Source organism: Bacteroides sp. AM37-9 (assembly GCF_003603455.1).
In the GTDB taxonomy this organism is placed as follows: Bacteria; Bacteroidota; Bacteroidia; order Bacteroidales; family Bacteroidaceae; genus Bacteroides; species Bacteroides xylanisolvens.
In genome coordinates this window covers 141,152-166,309 of record NZ_QTNF01000002.1, presented here as the reverse complement: position 1 = coordinate 166,309, position 25,158 = coordinate 141,152, and the positions used below count along the sequence as shown (strand labels likewise).

The 25,158-nt window shown below is 42.1% G+C and carries 19 protein-coding genes; 7 read left to right on the top strand and 12 right to left on the bottom strand.

All coding sequences use genetic code 11. The annotated features are described in order from the left end of the window. Positions 1-3: 3 nt before the first annotated feature. From DW862_RS01915 to DW862_RS01905, 3 genes are read left to right on the top strand one after another with little or no spacing between them, the layout of a single operon-like run. On the top strand, positions 4-1,032 hold the full coding sequence (locus DW862_RS01915) for a DUF4435 domain-containing protein (protein ID WP_004315637.1): 1,029 nt from the start codon (positions 4-6) through the stop codon (positions 1,030-1,032). Between the two features lie 37 nt (positions 1,033-1,069). Continuing rightward, positions 1,070-2,410 (top strand): mechanosensitive ion channel family protein, encoded by a 1,341-nt coding sequence (locus DW862_RS01910; RefSeq protein WP_008776530.1) that lies wholly within the window; start codon positions 1,070-1,072, stop codon positions 2,408-2,410. 34 nt (positions 2,411-2,444) lie between these two features. Continuing rightward, on the top strand, positions 2,445-3,341 hold the full coding sequence (locus DW862_RS01905) for an AraC family transcriptional regulator (protein WP_004315639.1): 897 nt from the start codon (positions 2,445-2,447) through the stop codon (positions 3,339-3,341). Positions 3,342-3,367: 26 nt separating this feature from the next. On the opposite strand, the gene DW862_RS01900 is transcribed toward DW862_RS01905, so the two are convergent. After that, positions 3,368-4,933 carry an ATP-binding protein gene (locus DW862_RS01900; RefSeq protein WP_120067197.1) on the bottom strand — a complete coding sequence of 522 codons (1,566 nt, stop codon included), beginning with the start codon at positions 4,931-4,933 and terminating at the stop codon, positions 3,368-3,370. Between the two features lie 456 nt (positions 4,934-5,389). Here DW862_RS01900 and DW862_RS01895 point away from each other — a divergent pair, with 456 nt between their 5' ends. The 3 genes from DW862_RS01895 (at position 5,390) to DW862_RS01885 (ending at position 12,352) form a co-directional block, all read left to right on the top strand. Beyond that, positions 5,390-8,104 carry a TonB-dependent receptor gene (locus DW862_RS01895; RefSeq protein ID WP_120067196.1) on the top strand — a complete coding sequence of 905 codons (2,715 nt, stop codon included), beginning with the start codon at positions 5,390-5,392 and terminating at the stop codon, positions 8,102-8,104. Between the two features lie 43 nt (positions 8,105-8,147). Continuing rightward, positions 8,148-9,350 carry a hypothetical protein gene (locus tag DW862_RS01890; protein ID WP_120067195.1) on the top strand — a complete coding sequence of 401 codons (1,203 nt, stop codon included), beginning with the start codon at positions 8,148-8,150 and terminating at the stop codon, positions 9,348-9,350. 191 nt (positions 9,351-9,541) lie between these two features. After that, on the top strand, positions 9,542-12,352 hold the full coding sequence (locus DW862_RS01885; RefSeq protein ID WP_120067194.1) for an ATP-binding protein: 2,811 nt from the start codon (positions 9,542-9,544) through the stop codon (positions 12,350-12,352). Between the two features lie 140 nt (positions 12,353-12,492). Here the strand turns inward: DW862_RS01885 and DW862_RS01880 are convergent, their stop codons facing one another. From DW862_RS01880 to DW862_RS01830, 11 genes are all read right to left on the bottom strand, one after another. Next, complete coding sequence (locus DW862_RS01880) at positions 12,493-13,932, bottom strand: NADH-quinone oxidoreductase subunit N (RefSeq protein WP_074707404.1); 1,440 nt, start codon at positions 13,930-13,932, stop codon at positions 12,493-12,495. Positions 13,933-13,969: 37 nt separating this feature from the next. After that, complete coding sequence (locus DW862_RS01875; RefSeq protein ID WP_004312107.1) at positions 13,970-15,454, bottom strand: NuoM family protein; 1,485 nt, start codon at positions 15,452-15,454, stop codon at positions 13,970-13,972. A gap of 38 nt (positions 15,455-15,492) precedes the next feature. Continuing rightward, positions 15,493-17,382: an NADH-quinone oxidoreductase subunit L gene (nuoL, locus tag DW862_RS01870; RefSeq protein WP_009039049.1), complete on the bottom strand. Its 1,890-nt coding sequence runs from the start codon at positions 17,380-17,382 to the stop codon at positions 15,493-15,495. A 191-nt stretch (positions 17,383-17,573) separates the two neighbouring features. Then, positions 17,574-17,882 (bottom strand): NADH-quinone oxidoreductase subunit NuoK, encoded by a 309-nt coding sequence (gene nuoK, locus DW862_RS01865; protein WP_004312109.1) that lies wholly within the window; start codon positions 17,880-17,882, stop codon positions 17,574-17,576. 37 nt (positions 17,883-17,919) lie between these two features. Beyond that, positions 17,920-18,432 (bottom strand): NADH-quinone oxidoreductase subunit J, encoded by a 513-nt coding sequence (locus DW862_RS01860; protein ID WP_004312110.1) that lies wholly within the window; start codon positions 18,430-18,432, stop codon positions 17,920-17,922. A gap of 2 nt (positions 18,433-18,434) precedes the next feature. Then, entirely contained in the window at positions 18,435-18,923 is a 489-nt protein-coding gene (locus tag DW862_RS01855; protein ID WP_004305338.1) for a 4Fe-4S binding protein, read from the bottom strand. A gap of 12 nt (positions 18,924-18,935) precedes the next feature. After that, positions 18,936-20,012, bottom strand: a complete 1,077-nt coding sequence (nuoH, locus tag DW862_RS01850; protein WP_004312111.1) for an NADH-quinone oxidoreductase subunit NuoH — start codon at positions 20,010-20,012, stop codon at positions 18,936-18,938. 20 nt (positions 20,013-20,032) lie between these two features. Further along, complete coding sequence (locus DW862_RS01845; RefSeq protein WP_004312112.1) at positions 20,033-21,625, bottom strand: NADH-quinone oxidoreductase subunit D; 1,593 nt, start codon at positions 21,623-21,625, stop codon at positions 20,033-20,035. A gap of 82 nt (positions 21,626-21,707) precedes the next feature. Continuing rightward, positions 21,708-22,310: an NADH-quinone oxidoreductase subunit B gene (locus DW862_RS01840; protein WP_004312113.1), complete on the bottom strand. Its 603-nt coding sequence runs from the start codon at positions 22,308-22,310 to the stop codon at positions 21,708-21,710. Beyond that, the gene (locus tag DW862_RS01835) at positions 22,301-22,651 is read right to left on the bottom strand and encodes an NADH-quinone oxidoreductase subunit A (protein WP_004312114.1); all 351 of its coding nucleotides are present in this window, start codon (positions 22,649-22,651) and stop codon (positions 22,301-22,303) included. Before DW862_RS01835 ends, DW862_RS01840 begins: the two co-directional genes overlap by 10 nt. A gap of 118 nt (positions 22,652-22,769) precedes the next feature. Next, on the bottom strand, positions 22,770-23,147 hold the full coding sequence (locus tag DW862_RS01830) for a hypothetical protein (protein ID WP_004312115.1): 378 nt from the start codon (positions 23,145-23,147) through the stop codon (positions 22,770-22,772). A gap of 260 nt (positions 23,148-23,407) precedes the next feature. On the opposite strand from DW862_RS01830, the gene DW862_RS01825 reads away from it, so the two are divergent. After that, positions 23,408-25,012 carry a DUF6377 domain-containing protein gene (locus tag DW862_RS01825; RefSeq protein ID WP_118194908.1) on the top strand — a complete coding sequence of 535 codons (1,605 nt, stop codon included), beginning with the start codon at positions 23,408-23,410 and terminating at the stop codon, positions 25,010-25,012. Positions 25,013-25,158 lie beyond the last annotated feature (146 nt).

Here is a 25,158-nt window from a genome sequence, read left to right as displayed (position 1 = left end):
CAAATGGCAACTTCACTACGAGATAATCTGACTTCTTCTTATTTCAATGCCGCCCATAAGCTTTATCCGAAGAAAGCCCGCCGACGTATCATCGCTTACGTAGAAAGCTATGACGACATCGCTTTCTGGCGCACATTGCTTGAAGAGTTTGAAGACGACGAACACTATTTCCAAGTGATGCTTCCTTCGGCCACCTCCCTGGCAAAAGGAAAAAAGATGGTACTCATGAACACGCTGAATACAGCCGAATTGGGGAGAAGTCTGATTGCCTGTGTGGACAGTGACTATGATTTCCTGTTGCAGGGAGCTACCAATACTTCCCGTAAAATCAATCGGAACAGGTATATTTTTCAGACTTATACCTATGCTATTGAAAACTATCATTGTTTTGCCGAAAGCCTTCACGAAGTATGTGTGCAGGCTACGTTGAATGACCGTTCCATTTTAGATTTCAACTTCTACCTGAAGAAGTACTCTGAAATAGTATATCCGCTTTTCCTCTGGAACGTATGGTTCTATCGCCAACGGGATACTTACACTTTCCCCATGTACGATTTCCATACTTATACTTCTTTGCGCGAGATTAATCTCCGGCATCCGGAAAAGAGCTTGGAATCCCTTCAACAACGGGTTAATCAGAAGTTGGCAGAGTTGAAAAGGAAATTCCCCCATAACATTAATCAGGTGAATGGATTGCGGACTGAATTTAAAGAGCTGGGCTTGGTGCCGGAAACTACTTACTTGTATATGCAGGGACACCATGTGATGGATAATGTGGTAATGAAACTACTGATTCCGGTCTGCACCGTATTGCGTCGTGAACGGGAACAGGAAATCAAGCGACTGGCCGAACACAATGAGCAATTCAGAAACGAACTGACTTGTTATCAGAACAGCCAGGTGAATGTAGAAATCATGCTCAAGAAGAATGTAGCCTACAAAAGACTCTTCCATTATGATTGGCTACGGCAGGATATCAGTGAATATTTGGAAGAAGGAAAGAATAAAGAAGAAAAGAAACAGAGATCATAAATAAAAGAAAAACTAAAAAAGAGAGAGACGATTGCTTATGAAAGAAGTAAAAGAAGTGGTTGATACAGTGAGTGTGGCATTAGCAAACGGGCAACCGGAAGAAGCAGGTAATGTAGTGATGCAAGAGGTGAATCATGCTTTGCTCTCGATGGGAGTGGATGAAGCTATGGCTGATAAGATTGATAACTTTATCATCTTATTGTTTATTATTGGAATAGCATTATTGGCTAATCTGATTTGCCGCAAGATTATTCTGCGTACCGTGGCTAAATTGGTGAGACAGACAAAAGCTACTTGGGATGATATTGTATTTAATGATAAAGTAATGGTGAACATCAGCAGGATGGTGGCGCCTATATTGATTTATATATCTATTCCTATTGCCTTCCCCGAACATGCAGACTCTGCTTTGCTTGATTTTCTTCGAAGACTTTGCATGATTTATATCCTTGCAGTCTTTCTTCGCTTCGTCAGTGCTTTGTTCACGGCTGTGTATCTGGTATATAGCGCGCGTGAACAATATAAAGACAAACCTTTGAAGGGGCTTTTGCAGACAGCGCAAGTCATTCTCTTCTTTATAGGAGCTATCATCATTATCAGTATTCTGATAAAGCAAAGTCCGGTAGTGTTGCTGACCGGATTGGGAGCTTCCGCTGCGGTTCTGATGTTGGTTTTCAAGGACAGTATCATGGGATTTGTCTCCGGCATTCAGCTTTCCGCCAATAATATGCTGAAGGTGGGCGATTGGATCACGATGCCGAAATACGGTGCGGACGGTACGGTGATAGAAGTAACATTGAATACCGTAAAAATACGTAACTTCGATAATACCATCACCACCATTCCTCCTTATCTATTGATTAGTGATTCTTTCCAAAACTGGCAGGGAATGCAGGAATCCGGCGGACGTCGTGTGAAACGTTCCATCAATATAGACATGACCAGTGTGCATTTCTGTACACCGGAGATGTTGGCAAAATACCGGAAGATACAACTGTTGAAAGACTATGTGGATGAAACGGAAAAGGTAGTGGAAGAATATAATAAGGAACATCATATCGACAACTCTGTGTTAGTGAATGGACGTCGGCAAACAAACTTGGGAGTTTTCCGGGCCTATCTGACTAACTATCTGAAGAGTCTGCCTACCGTCAACCAAGACCTGACCTGTATGGTACGTCAGCTTCAGCCTACTGAAACCGGTATCCCATTGGAACTTTATTTTTTTTCTGCCAATAAAGTATGGGTTGCCTACGAAGGCATACAGGCAGATGTTTTCGATCATGTGCTTGCCATTATTCCCGAATTCGACTTGCGTGTCTTCCAAAACCCGTCGGGGGCAGACCTGCATCGGATAGGGGTAAAGATAGAAAACTAATCAAACGATAAAACGCTTATAAATTGTAATTACTATGACTACACCGTTATCCAACCAGATTATCCGTGAAATCACTCCTTTGTCAGATAAGGATTGCTTTTACATTGCGGAACGTTATAAAACGGAATTCACTTATCCTATACACAACCACTCCGAGTTTGAATTGAACTTCACCGAAAAGGCTGCCGGAGTAAGGCGGATTGTAGGAGACTCTTCCGAAGTGATAGGTGATTATGATTTGGTATTGATAACAGGAAAAGATTTGGAACACGTCTGGGAACAGAACGACTGCCATTCGAAAGAGATACGGGAGATTACGATTCAGTTTTCTTCCGATCTTTTCTTCAAGAGCTTTATCAATAAGAATCAGTTCGACTCTATCCGCCGGATGCTGGATAAAGCACAAAAAGGGCTTTGTTTCCCGATGTCTGCCATACTCAAAATATATCCGTTGCTGGATACGCTTGCTTCCGAGAAGCAAGGATTTTATGCGGTCATTAAGTTTATGACGATCCTGTATGAACTTTCTCTCTTTGAAGAAGAAGCGCGTACCTTGTCCAGTTCGTCTTTTGCCAAGATAGATATTCATTCGGACAGCCGGCGTGTGCAGAAAGTGCAGGAGTACATCAATACACATTATCAGGAAGAAATACGTCTGGGGCAGTTGGCTGATATGGTTGGGATGACGGATGTGTCATTCAGCCGCTTTTTCAAACTGCGTACAGGCAAGAATCTTTCCGATTATATCATTGATATTCGGCTGGGCTTTGCTTCCCGGTTGCTGGTAGATTCTACGATGTCTATCGCCGAGATTTGTTATGAGTGCGGTTTTAATAACCTTTCCAATTTCAACCGGATCTTCAAGAAGAAAAAGAGTTGTTCGCCTAAAGAGTTTCGCGAGAACTACCGGAAGAAAAAGAAATTGATTTAGCGCATTCTCTTTTATGAACTCGGTGATTAACTCCCGAGTTCTATCTTCCACTCACCAATCGTTCGTGTGGCACTGTCAAAGTTTACACCTACTTTAACTATTTTCCTGTGATCCGCCTGATACGGAATAGCATACTTTTTGCTGTTAATCTGCGTTAATGCTTCTTCGGGTGTACCATCTACTTTAAATTCAAAAACATAGATGGTATCTTGAAGTTTCACAACCGCGTCTGCTCTTCCAATGGCTGTATCCACTTCCACATCTATATACTGTCCCATCAGCCGGAAAAACAGATAAAAGATAGTTTGGTAATGTTTCTCTTCCTTGTTGTTCAGTTTATTCGGGATAGACGCAAAGAAAGATTTCAGTCTTTCCAGACATTCTTCTAAATGACCGATACGCAAGTCTTTAATAAAGGACACTACATAAAATGTATTCTCTCGTGCAGGCAGATGCACATAAGCGGGCATTAGCGATTCGATAAATCCTTTTCTTACTTCTTTGTTGGGATAAGCCAGTGTATACAGTTGGAAATCCGGATCATATTCCTTAATTGTGAGATAACCGCTTTGGTAGAGCACCGGAAGAGGATCGGTGATTCTATTGCTGGGCGCATCAAACTGTTCGGCGGTGGCGGTCGTGTTATCCAGTTCCCGGATATCAAAATTGCTTTCTTGCAGAATATCTATCAGGAAAGTGGGAGTACCGGTCGAAAACCAAAAATTGGCATACTTCTTCTGTGCGAATGCATTGAACAAACTGAATGGATTATAAATATCTTCACTGTTCTCACTGAAATGATAGCCGTCATATTGTTGTTTCAAATGTACACAGGCTTCCTCGTATGTTTCTTTGTTGGCTTGCGCCATTTGTTCAATATCAATTTGTAGCTGCGTGCGCAACTCTTGTTCGGTGATGCCGCAGATGGCACTGTAATCATCCCTCATGCTGATATTCTGCAAGTTATTCAACTCGCTGAAGATACTCATTTGGCTGAATTTGCTGATACCTGTCAATAATAAGAAGCGAAGATACTGTCCCTGGGCTTTCAGTGGACTAAAGAAATCCCGCATGATATTACGTATTTCCTTTTGAACTTCATCATTATGATTGCTGTCCAGCATTGGTGAGTCATACTCATCTATTAATACCACCACCTGTTTACCCGTCTGTTTGTAAGCACGACGAATAATTCCTTCAAAACGTAAACTGAAAGTCGTTTCTCCTTCTTCCCGTTGATAAATTTTCTCCCATAAAAGCAATTGGCGGTTAATAACGGCTGACAGCATATCAGCGGTTATATATTTACTCACACTAAAATCAAAGTGTAGTACCGGGTAGACCGTCCAATCCTTTTCCAGAGTCTCCATAGCCAAGCCTTGAAACAGTTCTTTTTTTCCCAGGAAATAAGCTTCTAGTGTAGAAACCAGCAAACTTTTCCCAAAGCGTCGGGGACGACTTAGAAAATAGACTTTATTTGTATGAGTCAAACGATAAATCAATTCTGTTTTATCAACATAGACACAATCATTATTGCGTAAATCTTCAAAGTTCTGTATTCCTATCGGATATCTTCTGAAATTCTCTTCCATGACGCATATCTGTTTTTAGCGTGAAACATTCACAAAGATAATGATATTTAGTTTCAAGTCAATTATGCCTGTTCTTTTTTTAAGAAAGTCCAACGTTGGATATATACTTAGTGGGAAAGGAGCTATCGGTGTTTCTTTGCGTAATGCATTGAAAAGCGATGAAACATATCTTTGACGACAAACGGGTGGAAATACACTATCAGCCAAAATTTTCACCTTCTCACAACTGTCAGCCGATTAATTTTATGCATAATGAGAGATAAAAGAGTGAAGTTCCGGTCTTAAATTTGCTTATAAACAAGTTAAACTAATAGCGTAACTGATTGATAATACGTTTGTAACATCTTGTCATCATCTTGCAATGACTCTTTCAATAGATTGTATTTTTTTCGTCTTACGGTTGTAATGCTCACCCTCTATCTTTGCCAGCGTAATTAAAACGTAGAGCAAAGTTAGATGAAAAAACTATTTCTTATCCGATTTTCAGTGGCGGCCTTCTTTTGCCTGTTGTGTGTACTTCCTGCATTGGCTGCCAATATCAAGATTAAAGGAGCTGTGAAAGACAAACTATCCAAGGAACCTTTGATAGGAGCTACGATACGTTTGCTCGGAACTCAAGCCGGAGCAGTGACCGATATGGAGGGTAATTTCGAATTGAACAGCATGGGCGTTCTGGAAGGTATGTATGATATTGAGATTAAATATGTAGGCTATAAAACCGAAGTGCGCCGTAAAGTGCGTGTGGAGAATGGAAAACTGGTGATACTGAATCTGGAGTTGGAAACCGATGCACAGGAACTTGCCGATGTGGTGGTTGTAGCTAAGAAGAATAGGGAAAATGAGAATATGCTGTTGCTCGAACAGCAAAAAGCAGTCATTGCCGTACAATCTGTTGGTGTCAGGGAGCTTTCCCGTAAGGGTGTTTCGGATGCAGAAGGTGCTGTGACGAAAGTTGCCGGAGTGTCTAAACAAGACGGAGTGAAAAATGTCTTTGTCCGTGGATTGGGTGACCGGTACAATGCAACTACTTTTAATGGATTTGCTCTTCCTTCCGAAGACCCGGAATATAAGAATATCTCTCTTGATTTCTTCGGTACGGACATTATTCAGTCCGTAGGCGTAAATAAAGCATTCAACGCGGGAGGCAGCAGCGATGTCGGAGGGGCAACCATTGATATTGTATCCAAAGAACTCATTGGTAGCGGTCATCTGGGATTCGGCATTTCCGGTGGCTTGAATACACAAACGGTAGCAGCCGATTTTCTGAAACAGGATGGAGTGAACTTCATGGGCTTTGCCAATCGTACCGAACCTGCCGATGAAAACTCATGGAACTTCAGAAATAAGTTAGACCCTTCCGCTCAACATTTGCAAATCAACCGGAGTTACAGTATTTCCGGAGGTAAACGATTCTATGTCGGAAAAGACAAAAATCCGCTTTCTTTCTTCCTGACTGCCGGACATACGACGGACTATCAGTATACGGATGAAATCATACGTAATACAACTACCGGCGGTACGGTCTACAAAGATATGAATGGAAAGAAGTATGCCGAGAATATCAGTCAGCTGGCACTTGCCAATGTGGATTTCGATATGCAGAACCGTCATCACATCAGTTATAATTTGATGATGATTCATGCCAATATCCAGTCGGTGGGCGATTACAACGGTAAGAACTCGATTTTTAGTGACGACTATGAAAACCTCGGATTCACCCGTCGCCAACAAACGAATGATAATATGCTGATCGTTAACCAACTGATGACTAACTGGGGATTAACCAAATCATTAAGTCTCGATGCAGGTGCTTCCTATAATATGGTGAAAGGCTATGAACCGGATCGTCGTATCAATAACCTGACTAAAGCGGAAGACGGCTATACGTTGCTAAGGGGCAACTCACAACAGCGCTATTTCTCAACTTTAGATGAAGACGACTTGAATGTAAAAGCAGGCTTGGTCTATCGTCTGAAAGATAATATAGAAGAGATTTCGAATGTCCGTTTCGGATATACAGGCCGATTCGTAGATGATAACTTCAAAGCTACGGAGTATAACCTGACCGTAGGACATGTTTCTGTCATCCCTTCTTTGGACGACTTCTCGCTTGACGATTATTATAATCAGGAAAACTTTGCTTCCGACTGGTTCAAGATACAGAAGAACTTAGATGAATATACCGTAAAAAAGAATATCCATTCCGCTTATGCCGAGGCTACCTACCAGTTTACTCCCTGTTGGATTGTGAATCTGGGAATGAAATACGACAAGGTAGATATTGAAGTGGATTACAATGTGAATCGTGGAGGCTCTAAAGGAAACAATACCATTCAAAAAGATTATTTCCTGCCCAGCTTGAATCTCAAATACAATCTGAATGATAAAAACTCGTTTCGCCTGGGAGTTAGTAAAACATATACGCTTCCGCAGGCAAAGGAAATATCTCCTTACCGTTATGTCGGCGTGAACTTCAACAGTCAGGGTAACCCCAATCTGAAACCTTCGGATAATTATAACCTTGATCTGAAGTGGGACTTTAATCCCACTCCGACCGAATTGATTTCTCTCACGGCTTTCTATAAATTGATTAAGAATCCGATATCCCGCATTGAAGTGGCAAGCGCCGGAGGTTATCTTTCTTATGAGAATATAGCGGATAAGGCAACCGTGGCAGGAGTGGAGATAGAAATACGTAAGAATCTGTTTGTCCGTCCGGTGAGTAATGCTGCGCACGGAATGAATAAACTCTCTTTGGGATTGAATGGCTCTTATATCTACACGAATGCAAAAATGCCTTTGGCAACGGTTACCACCGGTTCGCAACTGGAAGGAGCCGCACCGTGGATTGTCAATTTCGACCTCTCGCATAACTTCACGAAAGGAGAACGCAGTTTTGTCAATACATTGGTACTTAATTATGTGAGTGATAAAATATATACCATTGGCACACAGGGCTATCAGGATATAATGGAGCAGGGAGTACTGACACTGGATTTTGTGTCCCAAGCCAAACTGAACAAGCATCTTTCGCTTAACCTGAAAGCCCGCAACCTGCTGAATCCCTCTTATAAGTTAAGCCGCAAAGCGAACGAAAACGGGGAAAAGGTGATATTGAATGATTATAAGAAAGGAATAAATATAAGCCTGGGAGTGTCGTGTACATTCTAAACCGGGTGATGAAATAAGATTATTAACTAATAATGAAAGCAAAATGAAAAGATTGTTTGTGAACTTTATGACGTTTGCCGTTATGGCAACAGCACTTACATTGACTGCATGTAGCAGTGATAGTGACGGAGATGGTAACGGAGATGGTGGAAACAACGGTGGGACCGGTAGCTCTATTGTTGTGGGCGAAAATATCCTGTCCGGCACGCTGACCGGAGAACAGACACTGGAAGCTAAGGAATATATTCTGAACGGAACGGTAGTCATTGAAAATGGAGGCCGTCTGAATATCCCTGCCGGAACAACGATTAAGGCTCGCGAAGGTTTCAGCAGTTATCTGCTGGTAGCACAGGGCGGTAAACTTTATGCTGACGGTACAGCTGATAAACCGATTGTTTTCACTGCCAATTCAACAACCCCTACATCCGGCTATTGGGGAGGAATCATTATCAATGGTAAAGCTCCGATTTCCGGTTCGAACGCCAATAAGAGTGATACAGGTCTGACGGAAATCGACAACAACTATAAATACGGTGGTAATGTCGATAATGACAATTCCGGTTCACTGACTTATGTGAAAATCTGCTATGCCGGTGCCCGCTCTACTGCCGATATCGAGCACAACGGATTGACACTGAACGGTGTTGGAAACGGTACCAAGATCGAGAATATCTACATTCTTGAGAGTGCGGATGATGCCGTCGAATTCTTTGGCGGTACGGTGAATGTAACCAACCTATTGGCTGTGAACCCGGATGATGACATGTTCGACTTCACTCAAGGATATTCCGGTAAATTGAAAAACTGCTATGGTGTTTGGGAAAGCGGTTATACCAGTACGGAAGCAGATCCGCGCGGCATTGAAGCAGATGGTAACTTGGATGGCATTTATCCGGATCATTTACGTCAGTCGGACTTTGTGGTTGAAAATATGACAATCGTAAATAATGCTGCCAATACAACGGATAATGTAGACCGTATGCAAGATGTGATTAAAATCCGTCGTGGAGCAAAAGCTACGATCACCAATGCCCTTGTCAAAGGTTCAGGCGGTACAATCGATTTGATTGATATGAATGACAGTAAAGGGGCAGGAAGTGCGTCTTCCAGCATCAGTATCACCCATACATTGAACTTTAAGAATAAGCTGAACGGTACATTGAATACATTTACCGAGCCGACTACGAATACTGGTGCAGATGCATCCCTGTTTACTTGGACTGGATATAATATTTCCTCATTATAATAAGATATAGGTTAGCGGAGTCCGTATTTTTCAATAGGAGGTATGGGAGAATTTGTAACAAACAGATTCTCCCATATTCTATTTATTTATTTTCGTAATCTTCTTTTAGCTTTTTTATTTGCTCCTTTATGGTATCAGTGATTACCTTTTTTGTATATTTGTCAACCTATTGTCTTACAATAATACAAAATATGCAGACAGACAACGAGCGATACAAAAAAATGGCTTCTCTTGCACAAATCGGGTGGTGGGAAGTAGATTTAACGGCAGGATATTATTTATGTTCCGATTATCTTTCTGATCTTTTGGGATTGGACGGCGACACCATCTCTACTTCGGATTTTCTGAACCTGATACGTGAAGATTATCGCAAGCAGATTGCCCAGGAGTTCCGGGCAAATTCTTCTATTCATAAGGACTTTTATGAACAAACTTTCCCTATTCATTCAAAATATGGTGAGGTCTGGTTGCATACCCGTCTGGCTTTTCGTGAAAAGGGTACAGGGGCTGGTGGAGGAGATAAGTCCTTCGGAGTAATCCAGCGTGTCGAGGCTCCCAAGGAAGAAGATCAAAGGGATGCCTTAAGGCGTGTGAATGATTTGCTTTGTCGTCAGAATTTTGTTTCGCAATCGTTGCTTCGTTTCCTCCGTGATGAGGCGGTAGAATCTTGTATCGCAGATATTCTAAGAGATATTCTGAATCTTTATAATGGGAAAGGGCGTGTTTATATTTTTGAATACGACGAAAATTATGCCCATCATAGTTGTATCTACGAAGTGGTTTCTGAAGGAGTATCGGCAGAGATAGACAATCTGCAGGACATGCCTGCCAATGAGTCAAAATGGTGGAGTGAACAGATATTATCGGGCAAGCCGATTATTTTAAATACACTGGAGCAGTTATTAGAAGAGGCTCCTGATGAATATCAGATTCTTGTAGTTCAGGGAATCAAATCGTTAATGGTGACTCCTTTGATGACAGGCGACCGCGTTTGGGGATATATGGGGATTGATTTGGTTGAGACTTACCATGACTGGAGTAATGAAGATTTTCAATGGTTCTCCTCATTGGGAAATATTATAAATATCTGTATCGAGTTGCGTAAAACTAAGGACAAGGTAATCCGTGAACAGACTTTCCTAAATAATCTGTTTCATTTTATGCCGATGGGATATATACGTATGTCCATTATCCGTGACGAGAATAATAAACCTTGCGATTATCGGGTGACGGATGCGAATGAGGTCAGTTCAACCTTTTTCGGGCTTCCTTTGGAGTCGTATATTGGTTCTTTGGCATCTGAAAAGCATCCTGACTATCTCCAAAAACTTAATTTTCTGGAAGAAATACTGGATAGTAATTCTTATAGAGAGAAAGATGAATATTTCTCTCGAACGGAACGGTATACGCATTGGGTGATTTATTCTCCCGGAAAGGACGAAATAGTCGGTCTATTTCTCGATTCTACGGGATCGGTACAAGCTAACCGGGCATTGGATCGTAGTGAAAAACTCTTTAAGAATATCTTTGCTAATATTCCGGCAGGAGTAGAGATCTACGATAAGGACGGCTATTTGATAGATTTGAATAATAAGGATTTAGAAATATTCGGTGTAGTGAATAAATCGGATGTGATAGGGGTTAATTTCTTTGAGAATCCGAATGTGCCGCAGGGGATTCGTGATCGTGTGCGGAATGAAGATCTGGTGGATTTCAGACTTAATTATTCTTTTGAGCAAGCAGGAGGATATTATGAGACAAGCCGTTCTAATGTGATAGAACTATATTCGAAGGTTAGTAAACTATATGATAATGAGGGTAACTTCAGCGGATATATTTTAATAAGCATTGACAATACGGAGCGTATTGATGCAATGAACCGTATTCGTGATTTTGAGAATTTCTTCTTGATGATATCCGATTATGCAAAAGTAGGATATGCCAAGTTGAATCTCTTGAACCGCAAAGGTTATGCTATAAAACAGTGGTATAAGAATTTAGGTGAGGAGGAAGATATTCCTTTGAGTGAGGTGGTAGCAGTTTATAGCCAAATGCATCCCGAAGACCGCAAGCGTTTCCTCGATTTTTATGATGGAGTCAGAGACGGAAAAAGGAGGCATTTCCAAGGGGAGATGCGTATTCGTCGTCCCGGAACGAAGAACGAATGGAATTGGGTCAGCAGTAATGTAATGGTCACCAATTATAAACCGGAAGAAAATGAAATAGAAATCATCGGTATCAATTATGACATTACAGAATTGAAGGAGACTGAAGCCGAATTGATTCAGGCACGTGATAAAGCAGAGATGATGGATCGTTTGAAAAGTGCTTTCCTTGCCAATATGAGTCATGAAATCCGTACGCCGCTGAATGCCATTGTCGGTTTCTCCGATTTGCTGGTAGAAACTGAAGAGCTGGCAGAACGTCAGGAGTATATTAAGATTGTACGTGAGAATAATGATCTTTTGTTGCAATTAATTTCAGATATACTCGATTTGTCAAAGATTGAAGCGGGTACATTTGAGTTTACTAACGGAGATGTAGATGTAAATCTGTTATGTGAGGATATTGTCCGCTCTATGGGGATGAAAGCGAAAGAAGAGGTGGAACTGGTGTTTGATGATCATCTTCCGGTTTGTCATGTCATTAGTGACCGTAACCGTATACATCAGGTGATCTCTAACTTTGTTAACAATGCAATGAAGTTTACCTCTGAAGGTAGTATTCATGTGGGATATAAACTAAAAGATGGCGAATTGGAATTCTATGTTGAAGATACAGGCATCGGTATTGAAAAAGAGCAGTTGCCACATATCTTTGAGCGTTTTGTGAAGCTTAATTCTTTTGTACACGGTACAGGATTGGGACTTTCTATCTGTCAGAGCATCGTTGAACAATTAGGTGGGCGGATTGGCGTTGATTCTGAAAAAGGAAAAGGATCAAGGTTTTGGTTTACTATTCCCGGAGTGATCGTGACGGAAGAGATGAACTGTGCCCGGTAGAGTGGTAATAAGGCAGGTGAATATCTTCCTTCCTCATTAATAAAAGCGGCTTTTATATAGAAGAAACGGTCTTGGTTTTGATGTCGATTGATACTGACATGAAACCAAGACCGTTTCTTTGGTGAAAAGGTGTAGTCCGTTTAAATTCCGAACGACAGTTTATCGATAGATTGATATACGATACTTGCAATACCCAGTCCGATGATACCCAATGTGCAAAGTGCTAGTCCCCATTTTGTGCAACGATCGCTGCGGAAAGTAGGAATCGGGTTGTCGGAAGGAGTGATGTACATTGCTTTTACAATCAATAGATAGTAATACAACGAAATCACTGTATTTACCAATGCGATGAATACCAGCAAGTGGAAACCTGCATCGAAAGCAGCCATGAAGATAAAAAACTTAGAGAAGAATCCGGCAAACGGAGGGATGCCTGCCAATGAGAACAGAGACAGAGTCATCAAAAGAGCGATTTTGGGATTCGTTTTATAAAGTCCTGCGTAATCTTCGAGCGTGAATTTCTGGCTGCGTAATGCCACGATAGTGATAACGGCAAATACTCCGAGGTTGGCGGCAGCATACACTAATACATAATATACCAATGCTGTCATGCCTTGTGCTGTACCACCAATAACGCCTAACATAATATATCCCGCTTGCGAAATACTGGAGAACGCCATCAAACGTTTCAGGTTTTGCTGACGGACAGCAAATATATTGGCAATAGTGATAGAAGCGATGGTTACCCAATAAAGTACTTCCTGCCAGTCATTAATCATTGGAGCGAATACTTTGATAAGGACAGCCAATAAAACAAATGCTGCCGATCCTTTTGATATAACACTCAAATAAGCGGTAACTGCACTCGGAGCACCTTCGTAAACGTCTGCTGTCCATAAGTGGAACGGAACCAGTGATAACTTGAATGCCATTCCTGTGAAGAAGAATATAAATGCCATGATCTGTAACGGATTTCCGTCGATATGGGCAGGGAGGTCATCGAAATAAAGAGTCCCGGCAGAACCATAGATCATGGACAGACCAAACAACAGCAATGCACTGGAGAAAAGAGCTGTCAGAATGTATTTGGCACCTGCTTCGGCAGAGTTGTGACGGTATTTATCGAAGGCAATCAATGCTGCCATCGGAATAGAAGCTGTTTCAAGACCGATGAAGAACATCAGGAAATGTCCGGCGGAAATCATGAGATACATACCAAACAAGGTAGAGAGTGTAAGCACATAGAATTCTCCTTGTTTGAATGAAGTATCTTCTCTTTTCATCCACTCGTGCGCCATCAGGAAAACAATCAGTGTACCGACATTCAGGATCGATTTAACAACTGTGTGCATCGGTACATAGTGATACATACCACCGAATGCATCGGTAGCAGTTCCCGGAATCAAGTTGATAGCCGTATGGATAGCCATCAGAATAACGGGCAACATGGTGTTCAGGCGTGCTTTCCCACTATTTTTGTGTGCATCCGGACTCATGAAGAGGTCAGCTAGAAATAGCAGCAGTAAGACAGCTATGAGCGACAGCTCTTCTCGCATATTTAGAAATTGTGAATAATCCATCTTGTTTATTTATGAATTAAGAATTATGATTTATGAGTTAGGGGATTAGTTGTGAGACAACCGGTAATACGCTTTCACCAATCATGTGGCTAACCCAGAAAGGAGCCATACCTAGTCCGGCAACGCAAACGATGAGGCAGATAACGGCTACACGTTCGTCCCAAGTTGCGTCGGTCAGTTCGAGGTGATGTTTGTTGGTGCAGGTTCCGTATAGAATCTTACCTACCAGGCGCAGGATGTAGACTGCGGTAATCACAATCGAAGAGCAGGCGATGATGGTCAGTGTGCGGTGAAATACGTCGTTGTTCTGGAAAGAGCCGACGAAGATGGTCATTTCAGCAATGAAACCGCTTAATCCCGGCAGACCGAGGTTGGCAAGACCGGCAATCACATAACATACACTAAGGAACGGCATAATTTTCATTAAACCGGCAAGTTCGCGAACGTCACGTGTGTGTGTACGTCCATATATCATACCGATCAGAGCAAAGAACAAGGCTGTCATTAATCCGTGTGAAAGCATTTGAAGGATTGCTCCTGTTGCTGCTGTCTGGTTTAGCATCAGAATGGCGAAAAGAACCAGTCCGCAGTGAGATACGGATGAATAAGCATTGATATATTTCAAGTCGGTCTGTACGCAAGCGGAGAAGGCTCCGTAGACTACAGAGATACCTGTCAGTATCAGGAATATCCAGGAAAGTTCGTTGGCTGCTTCCGGCATCAGATACATGGCGATACGGAAACATCCGTAACCTCCCAGTTTCATCAATACTCCGGCATGAAGCATGGATACGGCAGTCGGGGCAGAAGCGTGACCGTCAGGACTCCATGTGTGGAACGGGAAAAGGGCGCCCAATACACCGAAGCCGAGGAAAGTCAGCGGGAACCAGATGCATTGCTGTGCAAAAGGTATGTTGTGCAACTGTGCAATTTCGAGAAGGTTCATGGTGGTTGCTCCCGAGCCGAAATAGATTCCGAGAATACCGATCAATAGGAAAGCGGAACCGCCCATCAACATAAGGGTCAGTTTCATGGCTGCATATTCTTTACGTCCTGATCCCCATACACCAATCAGCAGGTACATCGGTATCAACGCAATTTCATAAAACATGAACATGGTGAACAAATCGACGGATATAAAGAATCCGAATACTCCCATAGACAACAGGGTGAACCAGAGGAAATATTCTTTCGTCAGCGGTTGCAGGCGCCAGGAAGCGAATGTACCGGTGAATACGATGACAGCAGACAATAACAACATGGCTACCGAAATTCCGTCAACACCTACTGAATAAGATATGTGAAGCGGGGCATACCAAAGCGTATCTGCACGGAAAAGCATTTCTGCCGTGTTTCCGGCGCTACGCTCTCCCAGATACAGGAATGTAAGTACGACGGAGGCAATCAGAAGTGCCGATGCGCCAGTAACCATAACCCCCCGGATGGCTTTGATTCCTCGTGCTGCCCAAAGTCCGGCCAGCATCAATAAGGGGATAAGTACGAATATGGATAAGAAATTCATCTTTATGATTTACTATTTAAAGATTTACTATTTACTATTTAGAGAATCAGCAGTAGGATAAGTGCCAATGCACCGCAAAGGAACACATACGCATATTGTTGTACCTGACCGCTCTGCAAACCACGAATCTCGTCGCTTGTTGTGTTGGTGGCCCATGCCAGGAAGTCAAAGAATCCATCCACTACATGACGGTCGAACCATGCGATAGGAGTAGAGATGCAGCGGAAGATAATCTTATGCGTAATAAACTGGTAGATATCATCAATATAGAAGCGATTATAGGCTGCCTTGTGCAGACCTTTGAATCGTTTTGCCAACGAATCAGCAACAGGCTGTTTGGCATTCTTGTACATCCATGTAGCGATTGCAATCGAAATAATCGCAATAACAACGCTCGTAATAGCTACTGACGGATCGAGATGGATAGAATAAGATTCACCATTCGAACTGATGAAGTGTCCGAAAGGAATAAATCCTGCTCCACAAGTTACAACAGCCAGGAACATTAACGGGAAAGTCATAGCCAACGGACTTTCGTGTGGTGTGTGATGTGCATGAAGTTCTTTGTTTTCCTTGCCCCAAAAAATACCGTAGTAAAGGCGGAACATATAGAAAGCTGTCATTGCAGCGATGACTGTCATCACCCATCCCATTACAGGGCTGTATTGGAAACAAGCAGCCAGAATTTCATCTTTCGAGAAGAAGCCCGAGAACGGAGGAATACCGGCAATAGCCAGACAAGCAATCAGGAATGTCCAGTGAGTGATCGGCATATATTTGCGTAAACCTCCCATAGCGGACATTTCATTAGAATGTACGGCATGAATGATGCTACCTGCACCGAGGAAGAGCAATGCCTTAAACATGGCATGTGTGAAAAGGTGGAACATGGAAGCCATGTAGCCCAAACCTCCTTCGTGTGGATTCATGGAAGTACAAACACCCAGAGCTACCATCATAAAGCCAATTTGTGAAATGGTAGAGAAAGCCAGTACACGTTTAATGTCTGATTGTACGCAAGCCACACTTGCCGCGTAGAATGCTGTAAATGCACCTACCCAAGCAACCATGTGCAGCGTATTCGGTGCGTATGTAATGAAAAGTGGGAACATACGTGCCACCAGATATACACCGGCAACTACCATGGTAGCCGCATGAATCAATGCGCTGACCGGAGTAGGACCTTCCATTGCATCCGGCAACCAGATATGCAACGGGAACATGGCACTTTTACCGGCACCACCGACAAACATCAGTCCGAGAGCCAACGGAAGCATAGAAGCTCCACCGCTTATCAAGGATACTGTATCCGGAGTGAATCCGAATGTACCACCGTAATATCCGTAAATCAGGATACCGATCAGGAAGCCCAAGTCAGCAAAGCGAGTAACAATAAACGCTTTCTTGGAAGCAGCGATGGCAGCCGGTTTTGTATAATAAAAACCGATTAGCAGGTAAGAACTTACCCCCACCAGCTCCCAAAAAAGGTACATCTGGAAGATGTTGGTTGCAACGACCAATCCCAGCATAGACATGGTAAATAGGGATAGGAAAGCGTAATAACGTTGAAAACCGACTTCTCCTTTCATGTAACCGAAAGAGTAGATATGTACCATCAGTGACACTGTAGAGATGACGATCAACATCATTACCGATATAGGATCGAGCAAGATGCCCAAGTCGAAGTGTAAAGTCTCTGTAAAAGGAAGCCACGTGAAGTTGTAAGGCATCAGTGTGGCGAATGTTCCGTCTTCCAGTCGTGGAGCGGAGAAATATTGGATAGCTGTAACGTAGGATAGTACTGCTACTGCTCCCAGTATCAGCGTACCGATTGTACCCGCTGTCCGGTGGGACATCCATTTACCTCCGATTCCCAATATGAGAAAGGAGAAGAAAGGAAGAAGGAGTATTAGAATTGTTAGTTCCATACAGTTTTATTTAATTACTTGAGTTATTATTATTAATTCTTGGTCTTATAGCTGATAATCACTATACTCGGACCTTCTGTTTGGTTTCCCGGTGTGAAACTAGTTGTTCCTCGGTGAGAAACACTTTGTTTCTCGGTGTGAAACGAAGTGTTTCAAGGGATGAAACACCTTGTTCCTGGGAATGAAACAAATCACCACTTCAACTCGTCCAGATTGCGCACCTGAATGCTTCGAAGATTACGATAAATGTTAATCATGATGGCGATAGCTATTGCAGTTTCCGCAGCCGAGATGGCGATGGAAAAGAGTGCAAAGAAATAACCCTCCATTCCCCCCGGAAAAAGGAAACGATTGAATACGGCGAAGTTGATGTCCGTAGCATTCAGCATTAACTCTACAGAAATCAGGATAGCCAGTGTATTTCGGCGGGTAAAGAATCCATAGATTCCTGCAAACATCATGATGGTAGAAACTACCAGGTAATATTCCATGTGTATCATATTCGAACTCTATTTTGATAGTTAATACTTAAAATTCCTATCTCTTACGTGCAATCATGATGCCACCGATGATACACGCCAGCAATAATATGCTGACAGCTTCGAAAGGCAATACATAACCGTATTTGTCACTACTTAATAAAGCGTTCCCGATAGCATGAATGCTAATTTCTTGCGGGGCCAAATTAGCTGTCTGCATGAAATCGTGCTTCAGTGTGATAAAAAGGATAATGGCTAAACCGGCAATCATAGTGAAGAGTCCGGCTAAGACTTTACTTCGTTTTGCTTTCTCGGCCCGGTCGCCTTCTCCACTGGTCAACAGGATGGAGAATACATAAAGAACGACGATACCACCGGCATAAACCATAATCTGAACGGAACCCAGAAAGGTGTAACCCAGCAAAAAATAGATGCCGGCCGTGCCGAAGAGCACGAAGAGCAGGTAGGTGGCCGAGCGTACGATACGTTGGGTAGTCACCGTCATGATGGACATAGCAATAATAAATGCTGCCAAAAAGTAGAATACTACTGTTTCAAGTGTTGATCCCATATCTAAACTTCTTTTTTCTTTTCTATTACTTTACTACCGTCGTGGTTCAACTTCAGGACAAGTTTCGTCCGGTCGAAGACTGCATGTTCGAAGTTCTGATCGAACGTGATGGCATCGTGCGGACAAGCATTGACACAGAGCTGGCAGAACATACAGGCACCCAAATCATATTCATAGGTTGCCAGGATTTTCTTCTTCTTTCCATCTTCTGTTTCGACGGTTTCGCTGGTCACTTTGATTGTATCGTTCGGACAGGCCATTTGACACAGTCCGCAAGCTACACAGCGATGTTCATTATTCTCATTGTGGGGCATATTCAGCGTACCACGGAAACGGTCGAACATTTTCAGCTCTTTCCGGTTTTCGGGATATTGCTCGGTCACTTTCTTACGGAAGTATACCTTGATGCTGGTTTTCATACCCGTTGCCAGTGTACTGATGCCATGCACCAGACCACCTAAGTACGTATATTTTTTATCTTTATATTCCATAATTTTCATTTATCAAAAGTGGAAGCCGAAAGCTACGCAGCATGCCATTAGTAATAGATTTACCATAGAAATTGGGACCAGGTATTTCCATTCCAGATTCAAGATCTGGTCGATACGCAAGCGTGGGAAAGTCCATTTGATCCACATCAGAAGGAATACCACAAAGAATGCTTTGGCGAAGAACCAGATAAAGCCCGGAATATAATCCATTACAGCATTAAATCCATCCAAACCAACAATGTGCAGCGGCATCCATCCTCCCAGGAAGATGGTGGCGGCAACACTGGCTACGATAAACAGATTCAAATATTCTGCCAGATAGAAGAAACCGAAGCCCATACCAGAGTATTCAGTATGATATCCGGCAGTCAACTCACTTTCTGCTTCGGGAAGGTCGAACGGGCCACGGTTACATTCTGCATTTCCGGCAATCAGATAGATGATGAAAGCAATGACCGCAGGAATATGTCCCTTGAAGATGAACCAACCATTAGCTTGTCCTTCTACGATTTCAGAAAATTGCATGGTTCCCGTCAGCACTACCATTGTCATGATACTCATACCAACAGAAAGTTCATAACTGATAATCTGTGCACCGCTTCGCATGGCACCGATCAAAGAGAATTTGTTGTTACTACCCCAACCGGCCAGCAAGATACCGACAACTCCAATGCTGGAAGCTGCCAACAGGAAGAACACGCCCACATTAAAGTCCAGAATCGCCGCACCTTTATTAAAAGGAATACAAGCGAAAGTCAGGAATGAAGCGATAATCACCATGAATGGAGCAAGATTGTAAAGGAAATGGTCGGCACCCTTCGGCATGAAGATTTCTTTGGTCAGCATTTTGAGCACGTCGCAGACCACTTGGATAGAACCCCATTTACCAACACGGTTCGGTCCAAGACGACACTGGAAGAAACCGCAGACCTTACGCTCCATGTAGATCAATATGATAGCCAGGATGGCATACAGTGCTACGAGGCACACGCCGACAGCTACACATTCTATAAAGATGGCTAATCCCTCCGGCATAATGGAGAGCAGTAGCTCATGTATCCAGTTTGTTACTATACTAAAGTCGAACATATATTTTTAATAATTAAGTATTATCTGTCAATATCCGGAACGACATAATCTATTGTTCCGCCAATAGCAATTAAGTCGGCAATCTTTGTGCCCCGGCAAATGGTGTCAATTGCAGCAACAAGCGGCAATCCCGTAGCACGGTAGTGCAGACGGTAAGGCGTTTTGTCACCCTGACTTTCCAGGAAGACACCAAATTCACCACGACTTCCTTCTACTGCTGCATAGTAACTGCCTTCCGGAACACGGATGATAGGTTTCATCTTCTCCTGATAAGGTCCCTCGGGAATATTGTCTATTAATTGCTCAATGATGTTCAGACTTTCCATGATCTCATCCATACGCACCAGGTAACGGGCAAAGCAGTCACCTTCCGTATAAACGATTTCTTTGAAATCGACTTTGTCATATACACCGTATGGCATTCGTTTACGTACGTCACACGCCCATCCTGATGCACGGCCTGTACCTCCGGTACAACCGAAAGAGATGGCATCTTCACGGCTTAACACACCGACGCCTTTCATACGGCTCTGTGCGATGATGTTACCCGTGAATATATCGTGATATTCGTGGATAATTCCTCTCATATATGGAATGAACTCTTTTACTCGTTTGACGAAGTTAGGATGAAGATCAGCCTGTACACCGCCAATCGTATTGTAGTTCATAATCAGACGTCCGCCGCAAGTTTCTTCAAAGATATCGAGAATTTTCTCGCGGTCACGGAATCCATAAAAGAATGCTGTCAACGCTCCTAAGTCCATAGCAAGACAAGAGTAGAACAGCAAGTGAGAATCGATACGTTGCAACTCGTCCATTATGGTACGGATGTACTGTACGCGTTCACTGACCTCAATGCCCATGGCTTTTTCAATACACATACACAATGCGTGACGATTTTGATGCGCGCCCAAATAGTCCAGACGGTCTGTCAAAGCTAATGTTTGAGGGTAAGTGAGGCTTTCATTCATTTTCTCGATACCTCGGTGGATATACCCGCAGTTCGCATCAATCTTACGAATAATTTCACCTTCCAGAGAAACACGGAAGCGCATTACACCATGAGTAGCAGGGTGTTGCGGACCGATGTTGACTACATATTCTTCTTCGCCGAACAGTTTCGTCTCTTTGTTCTTGATGGTTCCGTCCGGGTTCAGTTCTATTTCTTGAGTCGTATCAAACGTCTCTTCATTGGTCATGCACAGTGGGTTATCCTTTTCCGGGTCGTTATCTTTACGCATCGGATAACCAATCCAATCGTTGCGCAGGTAGAGCCGGCGCATATCAGGATGACCGACAAAGGTGATGCCATAAAAATCAAAAACTTCACGTTCGTAGAAGTCGGCTATCTTCCAGATGTCGCTGACAGACGGTATTTCCGGTAGCTCGCGGTTGGTTGTCGCTGTTTTTAGTGCTATCCGTTCGCCTGTAATGGTAGATTCCAGATGGTAGACTACGCCTAAGCCGCGGAGTTTTTCCGGAGCGTCTTTCTCATCGGCTACTCCCCAGTCCATACCGGTGAGGCTTTCGAGAAAGTCCATCTGTTTTTCATTTCGCAAGCGCAGCATCTCGTCGTGTAACGCTGCAGGAGCTATAAATTGTATTTCTTGCATAAATCAAATTAAATTAAGAATGAAAAATTAAGAATGAAAAATCTGCCGGGATGTTGCATGCGAATTCTTCATTCATCATTCATCATTCTTCATTTCTTAAATAATCCGGTTTCTTCTCTTTTCTGTTTACTCCACCAAAGAACTTTTCTATTTTCACTTTGCGTTGCAATTGCATCATGCCATAATAGAAAGCTTCAGGACGTGGCGGGCATCCGGGAATATATACATCTACCGGAAGAATCTTGTCCACCCCGTTTACTACGTGATAGGACTTCTTGAAAGGACCTCCGCTGACAGCGCATCCGCCTACGGCAACCACATACTTCGGATCGGGCATCTGGTCGTAAAGTCGTTTCAGTACCGGAGCCATTTTATTGGTGATTGTTCCGCATACCATAATCATATCAGCCTGACGCGGGCTGGCACGTGCTACCTCAAACCCAAAGCGGGCCATGTCATAACGCGCGGCACCCAGTGCCATAAATTCGATACCACAACAACTGGTTGCAAAGGTAAGCGGCCACAGTGAATTGCTGCGTCCCCAGTTGATAAAGTCGTCAAGTACTCCGAGGGCAACATTGGCTCCTCCAGCATTAAGTTCTTTGACCAACTTTTCCAATGATTCATTGTCGATAAACTCATCATACGGAATAGATTTTATTTTTGGCTTTTTGGTTATTTCCATTCCAAAGCTCCTTTCCTCCAGGCATAAGCAAGACCCAGAACTAAAATGATAAAGAAGAAGAGAACACTAATAAGTCCCTGTGGTCCCATGTCACGCATAACTACCGCCCACGGAAACAGAAAAGCTGTTTCGACATCGAACATAAGGAATAGGATGGCAAACAAGTAGTAGCCTACACGGAACTGCATCCATGATTTACCACGTGTCGGTATACCACATTCATAAGCCTCAAACTTTTGCAGGTTGTATGAACGGGGAGAGATAGCACGCGAGAGGGCTATTACTACACCGACAAAAGCAAGCGCTGTCAGTAAAACAACAACTAAAAATGTAAAATTCATAATTCAATAGCTGTTTAGATTGAATATTATATAGAAATAAGCAATTAGTCTATTCGCCCTATGGAGAATAAAACCAACTGTAATAAATGACGAGCAAAAGAGTCTACTGTACTGTAGGCTAAATGACAATCTTTCTCAACCCATATATATAATAGGAGATAGGATCGTAATAGTATGTAGGAGAATGGGATGAGACAGGGTAAGGTGGACTTTGATGTTTGTAATGGTCACAGAAATAAGCGATTAACAAAAACATGCTTTTATCTGTCGGAACATGTGCGACGTCTGTATGACTCATGTCACAGGTTTGCGTCGTATAAAGATTATAAAGACGTTCCAAAGCATCCTGAATCGGACGATCTTGTGATACATAGCATTTCTCCTGCCGATAAGTCGGGGAGGAAACTTTGCACATATCTTCCATTGCTCCATTAGTTGCACAATGGATGAGCAAAGCCAACACTAAAAGTAGTCCGAATTTTAAGCTTTGTTTCATCTTTCTCTTTTAACGGCTGCAAATATAGAACTAATATTTATACTTTTTGCAAAGTCCGTATAGCAAAAAAGCTTTTTTTAACTCCATATCTTTTAGATTCATTTTTTAGTCAGCATGGTTTCACAAATATCATTTAGAATGGGGTAATTTCTCCATCTTCATTTGTTAAAAGATGCAATAAAAAGAATGATTTACGCTCTTTTTGGCGAATAACACAAAGAAAATACATTTTTTTGCAGATTAAGAAAGAATACATGATTATGAAACGCACACTTTGGTTTATATTTTTCCTTCTAAACTCCTTGTTTTACCTCTATGCAGATAGTGAGAATGATTCTTTGTTGAAGGTGTTAGACAAAGTGATTTCTGAACGTTTGATATATACCCAGAAAAAAGAAGCTACCATAAAAGAATTAAAGAAAAAGAAAGTTGGCCTTAATTCGTCGGAGGATATATACAATTTAAATAAAGAGATTATCCATCAATATGAGACTTTTGTCTGTGACTCGGCAGAACAATATATTCATGAGAATATTGATATAGCAAAAACGATTGGTAATAAAGAATATCTTTTGGAAGAGCAGCTCCGGTTGGCTTTTGTCTATTCTTTATCCGGTTTGTTTATTCAAGCAAATGATATTTTTAAGTCGATAAAATGTGCGGATTTACCCGATCATTTAAAAGCTTTGTATTGCTGGAATCGTATACGTTATTATGAAAATCTCATTAAATACACGGACGATGTACGGTTTTCAAACGAGTATATATCGGAAAAAGAGGCTTATCGGGATACTGTGATGAGCATCTTATTTGACCAGTCGGATGAATATAGAAAAGAAAAAGCTGTGAAGCTTCAAGATAAGGGAAGTACCAAAGAGGCTCTTCTGATTTTAACAGAGATATATGATAAACAAGAGCCGGCATCTCATGGCTATGCTATGATGGCTATGGGACTTGCCAGAGCTTATCGGTTGATTGGGAATTATGCATTGGAAGAAAAGTTTCTAATGCTGGCTGCTATGACAGATACAAAACTGGCTGTCAAAGAGAATGAGGCATTATTGACATTGGCAGTTAATTTGTATCATAAAGGAGATATAGACAGGGCTTATAATTATATTAAAGTAGCGTTGGATGATGCCATCTTTTATAATTCCCGTTTTAAGAATACGGTAATTGCCCGCATCCATCCGATTATTGAAAATACATACTTGATCCGGTTGGAAAAACAAAAGCAGAACCTCCGTTTCTATATATTTCTGACTAGCTTGTTTGTGGTAGCTCTTGCTATCACCCTGTATTTTACATATAAACAAACAAAAATTGTATCCCGAGCTAAACGGCATCTTAAAGCTATGAATGAGGAACTGGTCGGGCTGAATAAGAATCTCGACGAAGCTAATCTGATTAAGGAAAAATATGTGGGGTATTTTATGAATCAATGTGCCGTTTATATTAATAAACTCGATGAGTACAGGAAGAATGTGAACAGGAAAATCAAGACCGGACAGATTGATGATTTATATAAGTCATCCTCCCGACCTTTTGAAAAGGAACTTGAAGAACTTTATCATAACTTTGATAAAGCGTTCCTTAAATTGTATCCTAACTTTGTGGAAAAGTTCAATTCTTTGTTGAAACCGGAGGAGCGTTATAAACTGGAAAAGGACCAACTGAATACAGAATTACGCATATTTGCATTGATACGGTTAGGAATTACCGATGTTGGACAGATCGCTGTATTTTTGCATTATTCTGTGCAGACAATCTATAATTATAAGAGTAAAGTGAAGAGAATGTCCACTCTTGATAGTAATATCTTTGAGGAGGAGGTAAAAAAGCTTGGTTCTTTGTCTCAAAAATGATTCTATCCGGTTTACCAAAACTAAAAAATGGTCTTATTGTAAACTATTGATTATTAAGTGTATATATAATAATTGATCTATAAAACGTTTACTTTCCCGCCTACTTCCACTAAGAAGTAGGCTTTTTTCATCTCTATATTTGCATC